General features: G+C 66.1%; 17 protein-coding genes. 6 read left to right on the top strand and 11 right to left on the bottom strand.

The window, feature by feature from the left end; translation table 11 throughout:
- Position 1: 1 nt before the first annotated feature.
- From IEX13_RS10125 to IEX13_RS10105, 5 genes are all read right to left on the bottom strand, one after another.
- On the bottom strand, positions 2-1,978 hold the full coding sequence (locus tag IEX13_RS10125) for a ThiF family adenylyltransferase (RefSeq protein WP_188663762.1): 1,977 nt from the start codon (positions 1,976-1,978) through the stop codon (positions 2-4).
- Entirely contained in the window at positions 1,969-3,711 is a 1,743-nt protein-coding gene (locus IEX13_RS10120) for an alpha/beta fold hydrolase (RefSeq protein ID WP_188663760.1), read from the bottom strand. The genes IEX13_RS10125 and IEX13_RS10120 overlap by 10 nt, the downstream gene beginning before the upstream one ends.
- 7 nt (positions 3,712-3,718) lie before the next feature.
- A complete protein-coding gene (locus tag IEX13_RS10115) occupies positions 3,719-4,483 on the bottom strand; it encodes a diacylglycerol/polyprenol kinase family protein (protein WP_188663758.1) in 765 nt (254 codons plus the stop codon).
- 202 nt (positions 4,484-4,685) lie between these two features.
- The gene (locus IEX13_RS10110) at positions 4,686-4,922 is read right to left on the bottom strand and encodes a hypothetical protein (RefSeq protein ID WP_188663756.1); all 237 of its coding nucleotides are present in this window, start codon (positions 4,920-4,922) and stop codon (positions 4,686-4,688) included.
- 10 nt (positions 4,923-4,932) lie between these two features.
- Positions 4,933-5,382: a hypothetical protein gene (locus tag IEX13_RS10105; protein WP_188663754.1), complete on the bottom strand. Its 450-nt coding sequence runs from the start codon at positions 5,380-5,382 to the stop codon at positions 4,933-4,935.
- A 125-nt stretch (positions 5,383-5,507) separates the two neighbouring features.
- Here IEX13_RS10105 and IEX13_RS10100 point away from each other — a divergent pair, with 125 nt between their 5' ends.
- A complete protein-coding gene (locus IEX13_RS10100; protein ID WP_188663752.1) occupies positions 5,508-7,085 on the top strand; it encodes an ATP-binding response regulator in 1,578 nt (525 codons plus the stop codon).
- Here the strand turns inward: IEX13_RS10100 and IEX13_RS10095 are convergent.
- The 3 genes from IEX13_RS10095 to IEX13_RS10085 are packed head-to-tail and all read right to left on the bottom strand — an operon-like array spanning position 7,064 to position 11,178.
- Positions 7,064-7,966: an alpha/beta hydrolase gene (locus IEX13_RS10095; protein WP_188663751.1), complete on the bottom strand. Its 903-nt coding sequence runs from the start codon at positions 7,964-7,966 to the stop codon at positions 7,064-7,066. The genes IEX13_RS10100 and IEX13_RS10095 overlap by 22 nt on opposite strands.
- Before the next feature lie 2 nt (positions 7,967-7,968).
- The gene (locus IEX13_RS10090) at positions 7,969-10,095 is read right to left on the bottom strand and encodes a hybrid sensor histidine kinase/response regulator (RefSeq protein ID WP_188663749.1); all 2,127 of its coding nucleotides are present in this window, start codon (positions 10,093-10,095) and stop codon (positions 7,969-7,971) included.
- 24 nt (positions 10,096-10,119) lie between these two features.
- Positions 10,120-11,178 (bottom strand): hypothetical protein, encoded by a 1,059-nt coding sequence (locus IEX13_RS10085; RefSeq protein WP_188663748.1) that lies wholly within the window; start codon positions 11,176-11,178, stop codon positions 10,120-10,122.
- A gap of 137 nt (positions 11,179-11,315) precedes the next feature.
- Here IEX13_RS10085 and IEX13_RS10080 point away from each other — a divergent pair, with 137 nt between their 5' ends.
- From IEX13_RS10080 to IEX13_RS10065, 4 genes are all read left to right on the top strand, one after another.
- Complete coding sequence (locus IEX13_RS10080) at positions 11,316-12,152, top strand: phosphatidate cytidylyltransferase (protein ID WP_188663746.1); 837 nt, start codon at positions 11,316-11,318, stop codon at positions 12,150-12,152.
- A 103-nt stretch (positions 12,153-12,255) separates the two neighbouring features.
- A complete protein-coding gene (locus IEX13_RS10075) occupies positions 12,256-12,900 on the top strand; it encodes a phosphatase PAP2 family protein (protein WP_188663743.1) in 645 nt (214 codons plus the stop codon).
- Complete coding sequence (locus tag IEX13_RS10070) at positions 12,897-13,904, top strand: lysylphosphatidylglycerol synthase transmembrane domain-containing protein (protein ID WP_188663741.1); 1,008 nt, start codon at positions 12,897-12,899, stop codon at positions 13,902-13,904. Before IEX13_RS10075 ends, IEX13_RS10070 begins: the two co-directional genes overlap by 4 nt.
- Complete coding sequence (locus tag IEX13_RS10065) at positions 13,901-14,956, top strand: hypothetical protein (protein WP_188663739.1); 1,056 nt, start codon at positions 13,901-13,903, stop codon at positions 14,954-14,956. The genes IEX13_RS10070 and IEX13_RS10065 overlap by 4 nt, the downstream gene beginning before the upstream one ends.
- Positions 14,957-15,031: 75 nt before the next feature.
- On the opposite strand, the gene IEX13_RS10060 is transcribed toward IEX13_RS10065, so the two are convergent.
- Positions 15,032-15,718 (bottom strand): murein L,D-transpeptidase catalytic domain family protein, encoded by a 687-nt coding sequence (locus tag IEX13_RS10060; RefSeq protein ID WP_229668514.1) that lies wholly within the window; start codon positions 15,716-15,718, stop codon positions 15,032-15,034.
- A 16-nt stretch (positions 15,719-15,734) separates the two neighbouring features.
- The gene (locus tag IEX13_RS10055; protein WP_188663735.1) at positions 15,735-16,772 is read right to left on the bottom strand and encodes a L,D-transpeptidase; all 1,038 of its coding nucleotides are present in this window, start codon (positions 16,770-16,772) and stop codon (positions 15,735-15,737) included.
- A gap of 382 nt (positions 16,773-17,154) precedes the next feature.
- Here IEX13_RS10055 and IEX13_RS10050 point away from each other — a divergent pair, with 382 nt between their 5' ends.
- Entirely contained in the window at positions 17,155-18,018 is an 864-nt protein-coding gene (locus IEX13_RS10050) for a helix-turn-helix transcriptional regulator (protein ID WP_188663733.1), read from the top strand.
- A gap of 120 nt (positions 18,019-18,138) precedes the next feature.
- Here the strand turns inward: IEX13_RS10050 and IEX13_RS10045 are convergent, their stop codons facing one another.
- Positions 18,139-20,691, bottom strand: a complete 2,553-nt coding sequence (locus IEX13_RS10045) for a TonB-dependent receptor plug domain-containing protein (protein WP_188663731.1) — start codon at positions 20,689-20,691, stop codon at positions 18,139-18,141.
- Between the last annotated feature and the right edge of the window lie 193 nt (positions 20,692-20,884).

The raw sequence follows: 20,884 nt of genomic DNA, 5'->3' as shown, positions 1-20,884 counted from the left end.
GTCAGGCCTCCACCGCCGTGGCGGGGAGAGGGGTTGCAGTCGCTTCGGCCGTGGGCTCGACGATGCAGAACGCAGCCAGTGGCAATCTGGGCGAACGCCTGAGATGGCGGCGGCGCGCTCGTCCGACACGGAGAAGTACTACCGGGCGCTGGCTGGGATCTAGTCCGAAGATCTCTCGAATCCGGGCACGCCCGGCTTCACTGCTGATCGGAAAGTCGACCGGCTGACAGACGAAGTGCGATCGGCCGAGTTCAAGCCAGACCCGCATGAGTGCGCGGCCGACGTTGACGCGCCCGGAGCTTGTCCAGTCGTCTGTGCTCACCACGACGTAGTTCGCGCGCTTGCGAAGGATGGCCGTGGACCAGTGGGCCATCAGGCGCGCGAGGCCGAATCGATCGGCCCATCTGTGCAGGCGCGGGAACGCGCGCAACAGGGAGAGCGCGCGGAGGGAGAATGGATCCAGCACCAGAGAGTCCGCAGAGAAGCCCGTCGGGGTCGCCAGCTCTTGCGCATCGCTAAGCCGAAGGTGCTCGAACAGCTCGCGTACGTAGGCGGGCTGTCGGAACAGGGTCAGTGCGCCGTCAAACCCCAGTGAGTGCAGCAGGTCCGGCTCTGGCCGCGCGCATACGGCGCGGGCACGCAGCGGCGCTGCCAGTTCGTCGCATCGGGCGGCCACGTTCGCGGGAAGCGGTACGTCGAGGAACGCGTGGCGATGTGTCGAGCGTTCATGCAGAAGCCCGAGTCCGCGGGCGTAGTCGGCGGCACGGAATCCGCGCACATGGAGCGTACCTGCGAAGTAGTCCGGGTCGGTCTCGTTGCCCGGTGGCGCCGGCTCGAAGTCGACGTCGGCAATCGTCGCCGCCGCCTCCAGCGCGCAGCCCAGGCTGTAGGCTATCGCCCAGGCTTGGGGGTCAACTGCCGGCAGCCCTCTTGCTCGGTTCCATCCGATGCGGATGGAACGGCCGGGAAGAAGGTGGAATTGCCAGGGCTGGCAATTGTGCGGCGACGGTGCGGTGACCATGGCCTCCAGGACACGCTTGAGTACCGGGTCGGACGCAAGTCGCTTCTGAAGGGGGTCGAGTTCCGCTTCAGGTGCAACGGCCGCGCTGGGCGCGCGTCGCGAGGCTGCCAGTGCGCCGAGCAACCGCAGCGGGATTCGCGAAACCTCGCGAATGCGCGCCCATGGTCCACGCATGGCCATATGGGCGTCGAAGCTTAGTACATGCGGAACCCGGCGATGTGCCAGGAGTTCGACAGCCGCACGTGTGCCCAGCGCACCCATTGCTTGCACGCAGTAGGCGACCTGAGGCCAAGGTTTTCGGCTGATCAGGCGATCCTGAATGATCGGCAGGAAGTCGGCAGGGTAGTGCCTGTAGCCAAGCCACTTCAGACAATCGGCCAGCCGGCCTTCCCGGTGTGCCTGGGCCGTCGCGCGCCCATAGAACGGCGTCGTCGAACGCAGACGGTAGTCGAATACGTAGACCACGGCCTTGCCGCCAAAATCAAACCCCGCCATCACTGGGATGCGACGCTCGCAGGCGATCTCATGCAAGCGGTACTTGGCCCAGGGTGAGGTTGCCGCGTCGACCGCGTCGAAGACCAGATTGACCCCAGTGAACGCTTCCTCGATGTTCTCATCGGTGAGGCCGTCGACCAGAACGTGGCTATCGAGGTGTGGATTTATGGCTCGCGCGCGTTCGTCGAGGACCTCCGCCTTCGAACGACCCACGTCTGCCAGCAGGCAGGCTTGCCGGTTGATGTTGCTCAGATCGAAATCTTCCGGGTCAGCCAGCACAACCGCGCCCAGTCCCATCCTCACCAGGGGCTCGACGATGCTGCCGCCAACGCTGCCGCAGCCTGCCACCAGCAGACGTCCGGCGCGCAGGGCAGCCTGCTCTACCGGAGAGATGACGTCGACATTGCGGACGACGGTGGCGTCGATCGCGTCAGGCTTGTCCAGCTTTGGCGTCAGGCCCATGCCAGCACCCGCCCGGAGGCCTGGGAGAGACCGATGAATCCATTGACGTTCAATCTCACGTCGTCGACACGCGAGGCGTTGAACACCGCGTGTACGTTCGCGGCAGCGAACAGGAGCAGGTCGCCTGCCTCCGGCGCGATGTCGACGTAGTCGATGCCCTCGAGTTCGGCTTGCTCGATCGGATAGCCACTCCTGAGTATTCCCCGCTCCGCCAGCCACTGCGCAGACGGCACGAAGTCATACAGCCGGACCCGACTCGCGCCGCCGGAGGGATGCCTGGGGTAGAAGTTCACTGCGATCGGGTGTTCCACGTCGCTGTACTCCAGGCCGGAATTGGTGACCTGTGGCCAATCGGTGTGCGCCTTGAGTACCAGGCTGTCGTCCGCGATATCGTTCCAGACGGTTCCGCGGTGGGTCGGTGCAGGAACGCCATCGACATAGGCGTTCCGGAAGCGATAGCCCGCGTCTTCGATGCAGTCGAAGAGCTGGCGGTACAGGTTTGGAACACCCTGGAACAACGCCTCCGCGTGGGCGTTGTTCTGCAGGTAGTCATCGATGATTTCCCCGGAACTCTTGAGGAACGCGTTGGTGCCGACCATCTCGCCCGAGACACCATCGGAACGACGATAGAGACCGCCACTGGAAGAAAAGTTTCTCCAGACGCGGTCACAGGCCTCCCTAGGCATCGCCGATTTCACCAGAACGGCGCGCACCTCGCCGCGGAGCAGCCGATGAACGCAGCCGCCGAGACCCTCAAGCGTGGTCTCCACCAATGCTGGGCCATGGGTCTCCGCCGGCGTTGCACGCGGTTCCGCGACGAACCCAGCCACGCAGTTCGCGGTGCTTCGTGGATCCTCCAGCATCGGCATGTGGCCGAGCCAGGGCCAAACCTCGGTCCTGGAACCGGTGATTCCGTGGCACCACAGGCTCGCAGCACTGGGATCGACTATGCGGTCGCGACCGCCCCAGAGAATCAGTGTGGGGGCGCTGATCTTCGACAACACGGGCGTCGGATCCGGGCTCGTCACGAAGTCCCGAAACATCCGGGCGATCCGCTCGCGGCGCTCACGGAAATCATGAGCGATCCAGTCCCGCACCGGGCCCGGCGTGTACGGTGGACGGGCCATGATCTGTGCGTAGAACGCGTCGAAAGCATGGCGGTCTTCGATCAGGAACGGATTCTCTCCGCGCTCGAGTTGTTGATCGAACGCACTCCGCGACGGCGCCCGAAGCCCGGCTGGGCTGATCAGGGTCAGCGTTGCCACCCTTTCGGGTCGATAGGCCGCGATCCAGGCGGCGATCGATCCGCCCATCGAGTTTCCCGCGACGTGGGCCCGGGCTATGCCCAACTCGTCGAGCAGCGCCAGCACCCGCTCCGCGTGGGCTGGGATGGAGTAGTCGAGCTGGCTGTCGAAGTCGCTGTCGCCGTGGCCGGCCAGGTCGGGGATGATGATCCGAAAGTTCGGCGCCAGGTAGCGGGCGAAGCGTGTCCATACCCGGGCTTCACCACTGAAGCCATGGAGAAGAACGAACGCTTCTGCGTCCGCTGCGACTGCACCGCCGTCCAGCACGTGAAGAACGGTGCCTCCGGCGACCAGGGTCCGTGAGCTCAGGCCGGCGCGGCGCTGTTCCCGTCTCGCGGCCCAATCACAGAGCCAGCGGCCCAGGCGAGGGCCTTGGCGGCCGGTTTCGGTCTGTGGGGTGTCGCAGGTTGAAGGTAGCGATGCGGTCATGGGGGGGTCAGGAAGCAAGGGCAGTCACGTGCATCAGGCCCATCAGGAACAAGGGTCCTAGCAAGATCATCAGCATGTTGTCCGAGCCACGCGGCGATACGGCCTCGAGCAGTGTCATCGCCGTGGCGTATGCGCCACACGTAAGCAGCACGGCGGGCGTCAGTCCGTGCACCCAGCTCAGCAATAGCAGGCTGGTGGCCAATGCCAGGACGAATACGGCGCCGGAGCCAGCGATCGATTTGGTGTTTCGTCCACCCCATACCAGGTCGGGGATCTGGTAGGTGTTGCCCTTGCCGAAACGCAGACCAACCGGCTCGGCCATGCCGTCTGCCACGGCGACCGTAAAGAACGCGATCTTCACGAGGAGCATTGGAAACAACAGCACCGCGGCCACCAGGGAAACATTGGTGGTGATCATCGGCATCAGGAAGAAGAAGCGGCTGCGTGGCGCATCTCGCTCGCGCAGGCTATGTACGGCCAGCGCATGCAGCAGGGGGCGTTCGCTGTATGCCGCACTCGTGTACAGGACGACCTGCAGCGAGGTGGCCACCAGAACCGACATGATCAACTGGGTATCCGGCAATACGGCCAGCAACGGCGCCGTGATCAGCATGATCCCCAGGTGGTTCAACTTGCGCGTGTAGCCGCTCGCCCAGCCGTGCCGCAGCTTGAGGTACGTGCACAGATGGCCGACGGCAATTGGGCCGAGCACCAGGTACACGGCCACGCGCAGCCATTGCACTTCGTCCAGCAGCTGCGGACTCAGCGTCACAGGAACTCCCTGCCGCCCAGGCGGAAGGGTTCGATACTTGCTGTCGGCGGCCAGAAGGCCATGCGCGCTCCTTACGCAGGCCGACCGGACTCCCGTCGGCTACATGTACTGGATACTAGGCCTCTACAATAATACACCCCGTCGATCGCGGTCAATCCGCATTGGGCGGGAGGTCGCCCCCCCCCCGGAGGTCAGGGTGGGCTCAGCGCGACTTACGGGCGGCGCGTGGGAGCAATGGGCGGCCGCTAGTGGCCTCGTAGCGACGGACGTACTCGGTCAGCACCGTGTCGGTTACCGAGAAGATGGTCTTGCCTTCGAGAGCGGCAATGACGCGAAGCAGTTCCTGGAGTTCCTTGCGAACGCGGATGGTGGTCTGGTCTTCGGTCGGCACTGAGCTGTCAACGATTCCCAGGCGGGCATTGGATTTGGCTTCGCGCATTTTGGCGTCCTCAGGTCCGGAAGGTGGGTTGGGTTGTCGACCGTGGCTCCGGGCATTCGCCCAGGCATTTGTGCAGCATCCGGCGGATCTCGCACAGCGCCGAGAAAACGCCTTCGACGGTGGTTCCGTCGTTCCGGTCGGCGATTGCGCGTTCCCATTCACTGCGTCGCGGCAAGTGATTGAGCGTCAGCTCGATGCCGACAGCGACATCCTGCCCTGTCGCATTGAGCGGCAGGTCAAGCGGGTCCAGCGGCATCAGTGGCTCGTCGTGGGCGATGTCCCCGATCCGGCCCAGCAGGTCCATGCGCAGGGCGTCGACGACCGCGGCCACTCCCTCGACGGCACTGCCGTCGCCCCGCAGGCTGATCGCACCACCCCATTGCCGGCATGCAGGCAGGCTACCGATCACGAGCCGGTGGGCGACGATCCTGTCGATTCGGGAAACCGGCGTTTCTGACAAGCGGCCTCCACCCCGTTCCGGGCGCTACATCGTGACTGGCAAGATTTGTAGAATAGGATAATCCGCCCCCCGCCTTCACCGCAATGATGCCCTCTCCCCCCGTTCAACTACTTGGAGCGCTATGCGTGCTCCTGGCCGTCACAGCGCTGCTCGGCTGGCAACTTTCCGCCCGATCACTCGCCCGGCTGCGCGCCCGCCACGCCACCGAACAGGCGAAGCAACACGCCGTCGTCCACCGTCTGGGCGCGGAGATCCGCAATGCGCTGACGGCGATCACCGGAAACTGCGAAGCGTTGTTGTACGACGGAAAGACCTGTGAACGCAGCCGATTGCTGGCCATGCGGGACTCCTCCGAGCGGCTGATGGCGTTGGTTCGAAACGCCGGGGCGTGGCTGGTCCCGCCGACGCCGGTCACCGGAATCGCTGAACTGCAGCCGATGCTGCAGGAGCTGGTGGCCTCGCGAATGTCGACCGCGATCGGCAAGGGACTGCACTTCGAACTGCACGTGGAACCCGGTGCGCCCGACCTGTTGGAGACCGACCTGGCCTGGCTGCACGCCGCCTGCGCCAATCTCATAGACCACGCGCTGGCCGCCACCGGACGCGGCCACGTCGAAGTGACCCTACACGCCGAGTCTGGCGACGAACTGCAGCTCTCGGTCGCCGACACCGGCCCTAGCCTGGCGCCAGAGGCCGTGGCGCGGCTGTTCGAACCCTACGGCCTGGACGGCATCCTTCCCGGCGGCAATCCGCCCGGCACCGGCTTGAATCTTCACGTCGCCCGTTCCATCGCGCGCGCGTTCGGCGGCGACATCGAGTGTGCGACCGGGACGCCGGGCACCGTTTACACCTTGCGGCTACCCGCGCGCCTACATTCCAGAAGCCCTGGCCAGCCCTGCAACGACGCTGTCGTGCCTTTCAACGATCACTATGCGCGTCACCGTTCCCGGGTCCCGCGCAAGCGTGTGCTCGTGGCCGAAGACCAGGCCAGCAACGCCCACGTAATCATCGCCGCCCTCGAACGCGGCGGACATTCGGCGGTGCTCGCTCGCGACGGCGATGCAGCCCTTGCCCAGCTCCAGGCCGGGGAGCCTTTCGACGTGGCGGTGGTTGACCTCGGTTTGCCGGGGATTACCGGTCTGGACCTGATCAAACTGAGCCGACTGGACGGGCGTGGTGGTGCGGCACTGCCCTTCATCGTGTTGACCGGCGACACTTCTGCCCGCATGCGCGAGGCCTGCGTGGCCGCCGGCGCCTGGATGTTCCTGAACAAGCCGATGTCGGCGCGTCGTTTGCTCGACGCGATCGCCCAGGTCTGTGAACGCGCCGACCGCCTCCCCGAGCTGGCGGCGGTGCCGGTGGGCACGATTCGACTCGACACGGCTCACCGCACCTTGCTGGACGGTGACCCGTCGGGTGCGCTGTTGGAGAATTTCCGTGACGTCCTCAATTACCGCCGGGAAATGGGGGTGGCGCGACAGCATGACTGGCGCGATGCGCTATGCCGTGTGCGGGCAGTGCGCGGCGCGGCCTACCTCGTGGGCGCCGAGCGCGTAGTGGCAGCTTGCCGGCGTCTGCTCGAGCTGCCCCTGCCAGAGCTGCCCGCGGCTTGGCCGGCGTTCGAGGTCGAACTTGACGCCAGCATCGACGACGCTTGGAGGTCCCTGTCGTCGCTCCTTGCTCAGGCCCCGACGGAATCCTGAGCGCCGGGCACATACTCGCGAACAAACGAGATCGTGTCCTGGAGAACGGCCTCCGCCGCAGCAGACCGCCAAGGTGAGGCAATCGAATGGGCGCCCGGGGAATAGGCAAGAAACCGACGCTGCTCCGCGGGCGTTGCCAGCGCATCGAAGAACTCGCGCATTGCTGCCACCGAGGCAGTGCGGTCTTGCTGTGGGGACGAGCCGTGGTAGCAGGCAAGAAGGTAGGGCACGCCCACCCGGGCAGCGGTAGCGGGTGTCATCTGGGTTGCCAGCAGTTGCCGCAAGGCAAGAAACCCATCCGGATGCACGCCAGCCGACCAATACGTCAGCTGTGCCTCGCTGCGCGGGCGCGGATCACGCACTATGTCGTCTGACGCACAAAGGCGATCGAGTTCGGCCGGGTCGTAGGGCCGCACGCCCAACGACCAGGAAACCACCGCTGCGACTACGTCAGCGTGGTCGGCGGCCAGCAACGTCGCCAGGCTGGCCCCGAGCGAACTGCCGACCAGCACGACGCGCTCTCCCAGCGCATTGCCGATGGCCAGCGCCTCGCGGGCCGCGCCCAGCCAATCATCCTCCGTTATGCCTTGCAGCGCGTCATCGGCGATCAGTCCATGTCCCGGAAGCCGGGGAACATAGGCGTTGGCGCCGAGGGCAGCCGCCAGCCGTTCAGGGGCGTCTGCGCATTCGCCGGGGCTGGCTGTGAACCCGTGAAGGTAGACAATCGCCAAAGGGGCACGGGCGCCGACCGCGCCGCGCCAGATCCAGCGCGCGGCGTTGTCAGGCTTCAGTCCGGGGCAAGCCTGTTCGCGCAGTTGCATCGCGGCAACCAGCGCCGGAAGCGAACCGGGCTGCATGGGAAGGAAATCCAGCACGGGCATGTTCAGCTCCGGTTGGTCAGCTGGAACTCGGGCTGGGTGGCGATCCAGGCCCTAGCCGACTGGACTTCGCGTTGTATCGCCTTCATATCACCGTCAATTTCCACGCCAGCACGCAAGCCATGCTCCGTCCGCGCAACCAGGGAAATGCCGGAATAGTTGCCAATCGTCGCGAATTCATTGCGGAGCCCGTGCAACGCATCGCCGGCGCGGACAGGGCAATCGCTGGCCCGCTCCAGCGCATGCATTCTCTGGGCCAGGCCGGCACGGACCTCGCGCAGGAGTTTGCCGACGGCGCGGGAATCGCCGAATTGGCGGAGCTCATCGAGGGGCGACGGCATCGGGCTGTCTTGCGTGTCGTCGGTGACAGCACCGGCCGCTGCGTATCGGTGAACAACTGCGAGGAGCCGCCGGGCCGATACCGGCTTGCTGACGAAGGCGGCGGCCCCCCTTGCGATCGTGGTGGAAACAGCATCCTGATCACATTGGGCGCTTAGGACGATTACGGGGACAGGCCGCACAGGCGGGTCTTCGCGAAGCGCGTCGAGTACCTCGCCCCCCGACATCTGGGGCATGTGCAGGTCGAGAAACGCCAGGTCGAAATCGCCTCCCCGGATGGCCGCCAGCCCATCCCGGCCATTGTCGACCGCATGCACGGCGTGACCGGCACCGCCGAGCAGGCGCCGCATGATGTCGACGTTCGGAGCATGGTCGTCCACGACCAGACAGCGCACGGGAGCCACGCGTGATCGATGCTCGCGCAGGAGGGCTTGCAGCGATTCCGGACCCTCAACCGGCGCGATGTCCTTGGCGACCGGCAACCGCACGCGCCAGGTGAAGATCGTGCCACCACCGGGATTGTCCCCAACCGTCATGGAGCCGCCAAGCCGCTCTGTGACGCTGCGGACGATGAACAACCCCAGCCCGACTCCACCATGCACGCGCGCGGCGCCGCTGCTGACCTGGTAGAAGGCCTCGAAGATTCGCGCCTTCTCGGCGTCGGGAATGCCGATTCCAGTGTCTGCGACAGTACAGACCAGCTCCACTTCTCCCGGCAAGTCGGCCGGCAGGGCTTGTAGCGTGACGTCAACCCGGCCGCCGGACGGCGTGTAGCGGATGGCATTGCCCGTCAAGTTGCTCAGGACCTGCTCGATCCGGCCCTGGTCGCCGAGCAGCGCCCCTGGGATGTCATGGGCGAGGCACACCGACAGTGCGACGCCCCGCTCTGCCGCTTCGGGTGCGTTGATGTCACGCACGGTTCGCATGAGGTCGCGCGGGTCCAGTGACTGCTTGCGCAGTTCGATCCGGCCTGCGGTTTGCAGTGCCACGTCCAGCACGTTGTCGACCCGGTTCGCCATCGCCCGCGCACTGGTGGCGCTTTGGGCCAGCAGATCGCGCTGTTCGGTGCTCAGCCCTTCCCGGTCGATGAGGGCGATGGCATTGATGATCACGTTCAGCGGCGTGCGCAATTCGTGCGACATGGCGCCGACGAAGCGGTTTTGGGCGTCCATCGCCTCCAAGGCCTGCAGCGACACTTCGCGCAGGGCCGAGAGGATGCGACCTATCAACAATGGCAAACCAACCGTAAGCACGATTGCATAGACCAGATAGGCTGGCCGGCTAAGCCAGTAGCCGGGCGGTGCCGACCACAGCAGTACGGCGAACGATGCGGCGACCGCGAGCTTGAACCACCGCTGGCTATATCGCGCGCCGACCAGGATGGCGAGGAAGGGAAGCACCGCCTCCAAAGTGATAAGCAGCAGGAAGGCGTGTTTGGTCAGTACTGCGATGATCAGATAGTTGGCGACTGTTCCGACAGCATCGACGCGGGTGCTAGTACGTATCCGGCCGGACCGGAGCGCCAGCCACCAAAGCGCGCTGATGACAAAGACGGCAACTGCCCATGGGTAGACCCGATGGGCGTCGGCGACGAGCACGGGCTGCGTGCCGGCAGTTCGCCAGCCCATCACCCAGACCAGGGCCAAGCCCAGCACAAGTACGCGTAGCGGCGCCAACCGCCGCTCGCCCAAGGCGGCGACAACCTGCTCCATCGTGCCATTACCCAGGCGCCGGGTCAGATCAACCAGCGACATCTCTCCGCTGGCGGGAGCCACCTTAACGGCGGGGGTCATGGGTCCCCGGCACGTCGGGCCTGGTCAGTTCGAAGACGCAGTGGCGCCGCCCAGCTCTGGTCGATGCCGCTGCATCTCGTCGGCATACCGGTCCATGAACTGCTGGCGATGATCGTGGTAGTGCGATACAAGGCGGCATTTTTTAAGGAGGCGGATGAACTGAAAGGGCACGTCCAACTGGCCCGGCAGGAACCCCGAGTTCGCAGAGGCGCGGAAGGCATGGTGATTATTATGCCACTCGCCTGCCAGAAGCCCGTAGAAGCGCTGATTGCGTGCGAACGAGCTGCGGTCAAAGTCCACGCCGTCCACCTGCCCCGGGGCCTCAATGCTGCCGTGCCCGCGGAAGTTGAAGTCCCGTACCGCCCCGTGCCAGCAGAACTGCACTGCGAACCAGGCCATCAGCAGGGGCAACCCCCCCAGCGCATACCACAGGGCGGCCCAAAGGACCGTGGCCAGGGTCCAGCGGGCCAGGTAGTGCGGGATCGATTCCACGCACCCCCAACGGCGAAAGCTGGCGTAGCTGGAGAATGGCATTCCTATGTGCTTCAGCCTCGCCTTTATGCGTTCGTACTGCGCTTCGCTGATATCGGTATCGATCTCGAAGTAGGACGCGATGTAGTTGCCCAGCCATCCCAGTTGGGGGCCGTTGGGATCATTCTCTTCGTCGGCATTGGAGTGATGGACGTGGTGCACCAGCGCATAAACCTCCTCGCGGTATCCCAGTGGGTTCAGCCATAGGCAGATCCTGGGAAGTAGCGGGCTGACGAACCGGAACGCACGGTGGCTGCAGTAGCGGTGGTACCAAACGGTATTGGTGACGTTGGCGAGGAACAGGAATACGGCGAAGAAGAACAGCATCGTCGCCAGGTTGGCGAAATAGACGAAAAACACCACCGTGGGCACCAGCATCAGCAGGTGGCTCGCCTCGAACAGTGCATGCAACGTGCGCCTGCGATCGGCGAGAAAGTTCAATGACCGTCCGTACTGTCGCAGCGCGTCGCGGACGCTGACGGCACGGCGGCGACCGTTGGCGTCGCGCACGGCGTAGGCACGGGGGAGCAGTTTGATGCTGTGGTCGTTCATCCGGAATCCTGTAGACGGGTCTACTTGTAGCGCTGTAGTATTGTATACACCGAGCGTCGCCGACGACAAGTGTTGCCCGCCTGTGGACGAGCGCCGTCGACCCGCTGTTTCACGATCCCATGCAGGAACCCGTCGTCATGCATCCCTCCGATCTCGCCCCCCGCGTCGTGACCGCGCTTGCGCTTGCCACGGCTGCGTTGGGTGCCGTCCTGGCGCTGCCGGAGGGAGCACTAGCGGTGCTTGCTGCCCTGATTTCAATGGGCGTGTACTGGGAGTGGCTGGCCTTGAGTGGCGTGCGCGCCATTCCCCTGCGAATCGGCGGAGTGTTGCTGTGCGCAGTCGCCTGTCTGGTCATTTCCAGCGACACCGGCGGCTATCGCGCGGCGTGGATCTGGCTTGGCCTGGCGCTGTGGCTGGGAGCTTTCGCGTGGCTTCGCCACGCGGGCTTCTGCGCCAACGCGTCGCTTGTCGGTAGCCTCTTCAAGTCGACCATCGGGCTCTTGCTGGCGCTGGTAATGTTCACCGCCGCGACCTGGGTTCTGGAGCAGCCCCAAGGTCGCTTCCTGCTGCTGTACCTGATAGCGCTGGTCTGCACGCTGGACACGCTGTGCTACGTCCTTGGCAACTATGCCGGCGGGCTTGCCCGCTGGCCACTGATCGCACCCGGTGTCAGCCCGAACAAGAACTTCGGCGTCTTGCTCGCGGCACTTGCACTGACGTCGGTGTTGGGTGCGGGGCTTTTGTTGGCGCCCTGGGAGCTGGGCATGGGCGAGCGCGTGCTGGTATTCGCCGCGACGATGCCCGCGCTCAGCTTTGCGGCCATCGGCGACCTGTTCAGCAGCCTCATGAAGCGGCACGCACGCGTCAAGGACAGTGGTTGCGTGCTGCCCGGACACGGCGGCCTGGTCGATCGCCTCGATTCACTCCTGGCCGCGCTGCCGGTGTTCGTCGCGACACTGCTCGCATTTCACTGATCCTGTCCCACTTGCACGAGTCCCTTGCCGAATGAACCGCTCCCCCCACGTTGTCGCCGCGTCGACTCCCACGCCAGAATGGAGGGCGGCTGCACGATTCGCCTTGTTCGGCCTCCCGCTGGCATTTCTGGCCAGCATGGCGTGTATCCGTTGGCTGGACCTTCCAGCCGCCACCTGGATCCACCGTCATGGCCTGGACACGTACCCTTGGATGCTGCAGTTCCTGAGCGCTCCGATCCTCATTGCGCCAGGGGCTGCGCTGTTCCTGGTCGTGCATGCGATCCGCCGCGGCTACGGGCGCGGTGGGCAGGTCGAGCGGGCATATGCAGTAATCGCCGCCACCCTGCTTGTTGCGCTTGCGGTCAAGGACATGCTGAAGCGGGCATTCGGGCGCACGTGGCCCCGCAACGTCGTGGATCCTGGACCCGAGGCGATCTCGTCGGGCTGTTCTCCGTCCAGCCTTGGCTACATCAACGACGGCCTGCACGGTTTTCATGCGTTTGCCGGCGTCACCAAACCGTATCAAGCCTTCCCCTCTGGTTCGACGGTGGTGCTGCTGGCGACTGTCCTGCCGTTGATGGCGCTCTACCCCCGCCTGCGCCTTCCGCTGGCCATCTTCAGCTTGGTATCGTTCTGCGCCTACGTACTTACGAACACCCATTTCATTGGTGACGTCGTCGCTGGTGCTTACGTCGGCGCAGTCGCCGGCATGATCGCAACGGCTACGATCCGTTCGGGCAGGCCGTGACTGTTCTCCGGCGACGGATCCTGGACTCGCTGTGGCTTCGGGCCGCGCTGGGCACCATTGCAACCACGGCGCTGGTGTTGCACCTGGACCCGGGCAGCAGAATGCAGGCGTGGACTCCCGAGCTGGCGGCAGGGCCGGCACTCGCTGGCTTTCTGGTTACCGCAGCCCTGATCACGCTGCGCGCCTGGCGCTGGAACCTCATCCTCGGGGCTGGCGGGGCGGCACTCCCGGCCGGCGAGCTGGCGCGAATATACGGCGCCAGCTTCTTCCTCGGCTTGGTGAGTCCCGGCAAACTCGGTGAGCTGAGTCGAGTCTGGATGATTCGGCACCGACAGCCCGATCTCGGAGTGGCGGCGCTTTCGGTGGTCTTTGACCGTGCGTTCGACCTGGTGCCGTGCCTGCTCGTCATCGGACTATTCGGTGCGTTGGCGACGGTTACCGACAGTGGCATTGTCGACGCGATTCGCATCACCTTCGTGGTGTTCGCTGGCGTCCTTATCGCGCTGCTGCTCCGACCCGGCTGGTTGCAGCGACGGGTCGCCATCGCTGCCGCCCGTCTCCAGGCGCGCTCCGCCAACGGTGCTGCCAGGCCGGTTCCGGTCGTGGACAGTCGCTTCAGCCGCCGCACGCTGGTTGCGGCCACCGGGCTGTCGATCCTTTCGCAGGCACTGGCGATCCTCCAGGTCTGGCTGTTCGCACGCGCGGCCCAGGTCGAGATCGATGCGCTGTCTGTCTACGCCGTTGTGACGATGGCCACGGTGGTCGCGAGCCTGCCGCTTTCGGTTGCGGGCATTGGCACGCGTGAAGCCGCCGTGGTGCTCGCCCTCGGTGCTCTGGGCGTGCCAATCGCAAACGCCATGGGATTCTCATTGTTTTGGCTGATCAATTTCCTCGCGATGCTCGCCGCGACATTCGTGCTCTTCCTGCTGCGTCCACGCGTTCCGCCACAAGCCTCTGCTCCAAACGGCACTCAACCCTACCTAGAGAAACAGGGACCTGAATGAGAATTTTCGCGCTACTGATTCCGCTGCTATTGGGCGCGTGCGCCACGAGCACCCGCAGCATTCCTGCTCGGGAGGCCCACCTGGTCGCTCCCTCCCAGATTCTTGACGCCACCTGGCTCCAGCCGTCGGAAGCTCGTCCGGTTCGCGTGACCTTCGTTCGGGAGCGCGGCCTCCCGGGCCGGATGATGGGCACGGTGGTCGTCATCGACAATCAACCGGTCGCCCTGCTTCATCGCGAGCAGAAGGTGGTTGTCTATGTGGCGCCGGGTGAGCGCGCCTTCTCGATCGGCTACGCCAAACACCTGGAGAGCCGACCGCTGCTGAGGGCCCATTACAGGCTACGTGCGGAGGCCCAGTACCGGGTGGACCTTCGCCTGCACAATGGGCTCGAGCCCGAGTTCATCGCCGGCGAAGTCGACGCCGACGACCGGTGGCTGGCCGAACTGCCGACCCAGGCTGAGCTTGCGGCGGCGCCGTGTGAGCCGTTGACCGAATCGCCAGTCAATCAATGCCGATCGCCCCGCCCCGCGTTGCGCATGGTAGAGGGTCGAATCTGCTCCGATACCTGTCGCGACGCGCTGGCTTCGCCGATCACCGCCACCTGGAGCGATGTCGGCAACCTCGAGGAGTACGTTGAACCCGATGAGATCGGAACCCGCATTGATGCCGCCATCCGCGACACCAACCGACGCAACTGGTGGCTTGGTAACGTCGGGCGCCATATCGACCCCGAGCGCCGCTACGTGTACACGCGACTTGGCGGCTGGATCGACATCAAACACGTGGTTTCTACAACGAGTCATCCGCTGGTCTATGTGCCGGGTGCATCCTTGCTGTCGTCATGGGCTGTGGAGGTGGCGCAAGTCTGGGTCGCCCCGATGTCGGCATTTCTCGAAGAGGACCTGTTGTCCAACCGCATCGGCTCACGTGCCGCGCTCAAGTACCTGGTGGACCGGCGTCGTTCCCGCGGCGAGATCGCTCAGGAGATGATCCAAGCGCTGGAACCTCTTGGATTGGAACAGGCGAAGGCGGAGTTCGGTATTGACGACTAGTGCCCGCAAAGCAGCGGCCCCCGGCGCTGCACCTGGTTGGAGCGTCCAGGCGGGCGCCCGACCAGCGGTTCCGAGTCAGGTCCGGTGCGCGGTGTCCACCCGCCGCTGCGCGTCACGGCCACAGCCCAGGAAACGCGAGCTGTCGAGCCAGCCTGGATCAGGGTAGTAGGCGAAGATCAGCTGGCCCTGCTTGAGGGTGTCGATCACCCTGCGCGCCACTTCGGGACGCACCGCGGGGCAGCCGTAGCTGCGCCCCAGCCGGCCCTGCACCGCCGCGGCCAGCGGGTTCACGTAGGGCGCGCCGTGCATCACGATCAGCCGGTCGCGGGCGGCGTCGTTGACGCCCGGCTCCAGGCCGTCCATGCGCATCGAGTAGCCGTTGCCACCGTGGTAGGTCTCGCCGGTGCGGAACAGGCCGAGGCTGGACTGGTGGCTGCCTTCGCGATTGGAAAAATCGGTGGCGATGTTGCCGCCGCTGCCCTGGCCGTGCGCCACGTGTTCAGCGAACAGCAGCCGGCCCTGGTCCAGGTCGAACACCCACAGCCGGGGCTCGGTGGACGGCCGCGAGTAGTCGATCACCGCCAGCCGACGTGCCGACGGCGCGCTGGCCAGCGCGCATTCGCGCGCCTGCAGCGCCAGGGCCAGCACCCGGGCGTCGGCCTCGGGCGCCTGGGCCTGCAGCTTCTCGAGCAGCGTGGGCTTGGCCAGCGCCGGCCCGGCGGCCAGCAGGGCGGCGCAGGACAGGGTTCGCAGGAAGGCCATCAGGAGGTCTCCAGGGTCATTGCCCCTCAGCATGGGGCCGGGCCGGCGGGATTTCATCCCCCGCCTCGATCACGGTCAGCGCCGGGGCCCGGCGCAGGGCCTCGTCGGTGACCACCAGCGTGGCCCCGGGCACCAGGATGTCGTAGACCCGCGCCAGGAAACGCGGATCCGCGTCCAGGCCCGCCTGGCCCAGGACGCCGGCCGGGTCGTCGGCGCCGTCGCCCAGCACCCGCAGCCAGCGGCGGCGCGGCCGGTCCGGCAAGGAAGTGGCCGCATCGGGCTGCACGCCATCGAGCAGCAGGTAGGCACGGGTGCCGACGGGCGGCGTACCGGCCAGCTTCACCGGGCCGCGGCCGATCTCGACCCCTTCGCGCATCACCACCATTTCGCGGTCCGACAGGCTCAGCACCACGGTCACCTGGCCGGGCGGCGCCTTGCCGGACTGCCAGCTGAAACCCGCGCCGGCCGGCACTGGCAGCGACAGGTCGGCCACGCGCGTGCCCACGGTCGGCGCGGGCGGGCTTGCCGGGAACAGGCTGGGGTCGGCAAGCATCGGCACGCGGGCGGGGTCGTCGGTGATGACCACGGTCATGCCGCGCGTGGTCACGTCATAGAGTTTCTCGGCGAAGGCCTCGGGCAGGCGCACGCAGCCATGCGAGGCTGGATAACCCGGCACCCGCCCGGCGTGCAGCGCGATGCCGTCCCAGGTAAGCCGCTGCATGTACGGCATCGGCGCGTCGTCGTAGAGGTTGGAATAGTGCTCGCGCTTTTTCTGCAGCACGCTGAACACGCCGGTGGGCGTGTCGTACCCGGGTTTGCCGGTGCTGGCGGTGGCGACGCCGATGCGCACGCCGTTGCGATACACGTAGGCGCGCTGCTCCGGAAGGCTGACTAGCACCAGCACCGGACCCACCGGCGCCAGTTCCGGCGTCCACAGGTATTCACCGGGCAGCAGGCGCAGCGACGCGCCCGCGACCGGCGCGGCGGTGGCCGCCGTCGCCACCGACAGCACGGCCAGGCAGGCAAGCAATCCCAGGGTGATACACCGGCGCATCTACCGCTCCCGCTCCCGAATGACGCCATGCTACGCGCCATGCCGGGCCGGCGGGTTCAGAAACAAAAACGGCCCGAATCCGTTCGGGCCGTGCCTGCGAAGACGAACCTGTTGGTCCCGAACCCACTCTGTGAAGGTTCCAGGGTCGCCGTGCCGTTGGAGAGAGAGTTTGGCATCGCGGACGGCGACATCTTGGACCGGGACGACGCCCTCGCCGTGTGCATGGATTGCGATTGCAATAGTCACGCAAAGCCTTGTTTTGAAGGGTTTTCTGAACCATTCCGAACTGTCCGCGCGGACGTCCGCGTGGACATGACCTCCTGCATATGCCGGCCGCGGGCGCACGTGCAAACTGGGGAAATGTCCCCGCGGATATCCGTCGATGTGCCCGGCTGCACTTTTCTCCACCGCTGAGTTCCACCGCCTGGGTTTCGCCGGCGCGGTCGTTCCGGTGGCCGAACGTTTCCACGTGGTCGTCGCCGCCGCACGCGGCGCGCAGGTGGACATTCCCGCCGGCTGGGCCTCGGCCTGGTGGGTGCTGCAGGGCAGCCTGGGCGTGCAGGCGCCTGCCTTCCAGGGCGAGGTCGCCAAGGGCCGCTTGCTTGCCTGGCAGGACGGCCCGCTGCGGCTTTCGGCGCCGGGCAAGGTTGGCGCGATCGGCATCGCCGGCCCCGCGCACCTGTGGGCACGTCGCCTGCGCGACCAGCCCGGCGGCAGTGACCGCCTGCTGATGCCCTGGCAGGTTCGCCCGGGCCGCGAGCTTCGTCGCCTGATGCTGCGCGTCGCCCGCCTGTCCCGGCACGGCCAGCCGCGCAACGAAGCGGCGCTGGGCGCGCTGGTCGCGGCCGTTCACGAAAGCCAGGCACCGGTGCGCATCTACCTGGACGCCTGCAGCGGCCGCACGCGGCAGCGGCGCGAACAGGTGCTGCTGCGCCTGATGCGCGTGCGCCACCTGATCACCTTCGGCCGCCCGGCCAGGCTCGACCTCACCAGCCTGGCCGAAGTCGCCAACTATTCGCCGACCCACCTTATCCGCCTGTACCGCGAAGTGTTTGGTGAAACGCCGCTCGAACACGCCAACCGCCTGCGCGTGCTGCGGTCCTGGGCCTTGGTGCGCGACACCCGCATGCCCATCGGCGACATCTCGGAAGTGATCGGCTTCGAAAGCAAGAGCGCGTTCTGCCGCTCGTTCAAGGCCAACTTCGGCACCACCACCTCGCAGGTTCGCCGCGCCGGCGCGGCCTGAAGGCCCCGTCGCCGGCGCCGGCCACCGCTCCCCGCGCCACGAAAAAGGCCCGCGATTTCCATCGCGGGCCTTGTCTTCCGTGCCGCGGCGCCTTCGGGGTGGCGCCGCGGACCGGGGACCTCAGAACGTCTGCGTGTAGCGCAGGTAGGTCGTGCGACCGTAGGCGTCGTACAGGTAGAAGTTCCACGGCCGGCCGTCGAAGGCCACCAGTTCGGGGTAGCGGTCACCCACGTTGGTGGCACCGACGGTGATGGTGCCGTTCCACGGCGCCTGCCAGGACAGCTGCACGTCGTTGGTGGCGTAGCCGCCGACCGGGCCGTTTTCACCGATGTAGTTGATGTTCCAGCCGGCGGTGAAGTCGCCGAAGGTCCAGGTGTTGTTCAGCGAACCGCGGCGGTCCGGGTAGCCGTTGATGTCCAGGAACTCGGTGACGTTGCCCAGGCCGTCGTCGATGTCGTAGCTGTTGATGTACGAGATCGTCAGCTGGTTGCGCAGCTGGCCCCAGGCACCGAGGTCGAAATTGGTGTTCATCCGGAAATCGATGCCGTCGGTGTCCAGCGTGCCCTGGTTGGCGTAGCCGGCCACGATCTGGTCGATCGAACCATTGGCCCGGCGGGTGATGCTCATGCCCGGCGGGATCGGGCCGTAGGTGGCCGGATCCAGGTCGGAGTTGATGATCGCCTGCGGGGTGATCTGGTTGATCGTGTTCTCGACCTCGATGGCGTAGTAGTCCACCGAGAAATCAAGCCATTCCAGCGGGTCCCAGACCAGGCCGACGCTGAACTGCGTGGACTGCTCCGACTCCAGCTCGGGATTGGCCTGGAAGAAGGTGTCCACCTGCAGCTGGCAGTTGGCCGGCTGGCCCAGGGCGATGCAGGACTGGGGGTCGTTGACCGGTTCGGCCGAGAAGGTGGTCTTCTGGGTCAGGATGTCCAGGCCCGGGGCGCGGAAGCCCTGGCCGTAGGAACCACGCAGGGTCAGGGTTTCCAGCGGCTGCCAGCGCATGGCGACCTTGGGCGAGAAGTCGTTGCCGTAGTCGCTGTAGGAGTCGAAGCGGCCGGCGAGGGTCACGTCGAAGTTGCTGGTGAACGGCAGCAGCCACTCGAAGTACGCCGCCTTGGCGTCGCGCGAACCGGCCGAGGAATTGCCCGACGAACCCAGCACCAGGCCGGCCTCGGACAGCGAGTCGTACTGGTCGACCAGGGTGTCTTCGCGGTATTCGACGCCGAACACGCCGTTGGAGGTGCCGCCGCCCATTTCGAACAGGTCGAAGCTGAGCAGGGCGTAGATCTCGTCGGTGGTCCAGCGCGAGTCACGGCTGATCGTCGCCTGCATGCCCGACAGCACGTCCGGGTCGGCGGCGTACGGGTCGGACAGGTCGTAGTCGCCGTTGTTGGCGGCTTCGTTGGCCAGGGTGGCGACGATGTAGCCGCGGCCCAGTTCGACGTACTTGTAGTCGGTGCGGCGCAGGCCGAAGTCCAGGCCGATGGTGTCGGTCAGCTGGCCCTGGAAGCCCACCAGGTAGTCGGCATTGGTGGTGTCGGTCCAGTTGTCGCGGTTGCCGGCGGCGGCGAAGCGGTGGAAGTAGTACGTCGGCAGGCCGTCGGTGGTGCCGGGGGCGCAGCCGCCCGGGCCGCAGGCAACGCCGCCGTTGATGTCGCTCTGGGTGCCGTCGTCAACGACCACCACGCCCGGGACCGGCGCGTAGCGGCCGAAGGTTTCGACCTTGGTCATCGTGGCGGCGCCGTAGACCGACCAGTTGTCGTTGATCTGGTGGTCGGCGCGGATGAACACCGAGGTGTTGTCCACCTTGGCGTCGTTGGCGGCCACCGAATTGAAGTTGAACGAGCACAGGCCGTTGCCCAGGAAGTAGAACGCACCCTGGTCGCAGCTGAAGCCCGGCACGGCCTCGATCGCCTGGGTGTCCCAGTTGTAGTAGTTGTTGCCGTAGGTGGACACGCCCGGGGTCTGGCCGCCGATCTGGTCGCGGGTGAAGACCATGCCGCGCTTGGAGGAAGCCGCGCCGCCGATCACGCGGGTGCGGTCGGACGAGGAGCCGAACACCACCGACATGTCCTGCAGGTCGCCGCCGGTGACTTCGGTCGAACCGATCCCGTAGCGGATCTCGGCGCCGTTGAAGTCCTTGCGCAGGATGATGTTGACCACGCCGCCGATCGCGTCGGAGCCGTACACGGCGGAGGCGCCGTCGGACAGGATTTCGATGCGCTCGACCGCCGCCAGCGGAATGGCATTGAGGTCGGAGCCCGAGGACGCCGACATCGGGTTGGTCGGGGCCCGGCGGCCGTCGATCAACACCAGGGTGCGGCCCGAGCCGACGCCGCGCAGGTCGATGGTGGCCAGCGACTGGGCCGAAGAACCCGACTGCGGCTTGAAGTTGCCGAACGAGGCGAAGGTCGAGTCGCGCAGCACGTCGGCCACGGAAACGTCGCCGGAAGCGTCGATGTCGGCGCGGTCGATGACGACCACGGGCACCGCGCCTTCGATGTCGGCGCGCTTGAGGCGCGAACCGGTGACTTCGATGGTGTCGAGGGTCGCGGCGTCTTCTTCCGACTCCTGCGCGAATGCGCTGGTCGTCGCCAGGGCGCCGGCCGAAACCGCCGCCATCGCCAGCAGCGCGCGCTGGATGGACGCGGAAAGCGTACGGGATTGCATCTTGTCTTACTCCACTGCTCAAGGCCGGAAGGCCGGAACGGTGATGTTTACAAGTGCTTAACAAAATGACAGTAGCGGCCCTGACCACGAACCGTGCGCGGGATTCGCATTTCGATGTGCCGGCATTGGGATTTCCGTTCAGCGCGCCGCCGGCCGGGCACCCGCCCGCGGCCGTATGCTTGGCTTACCGCCC

The sequence above is a fragment of the Arenimonas soli genome (assembly GCF_014643775.1).
Classification (GTDB): domain Bacteria; phylum Pseudomonadota; class Gammaproteobacteria; order Xanthomonadales; family Xanthomonadaceae; genus Arenimonas; species Arenimonas soli.
Note: the sequence above shows the minus strand (reverse complement) of the source record. Positions and strands in the feature narration are given on the sequence as shown.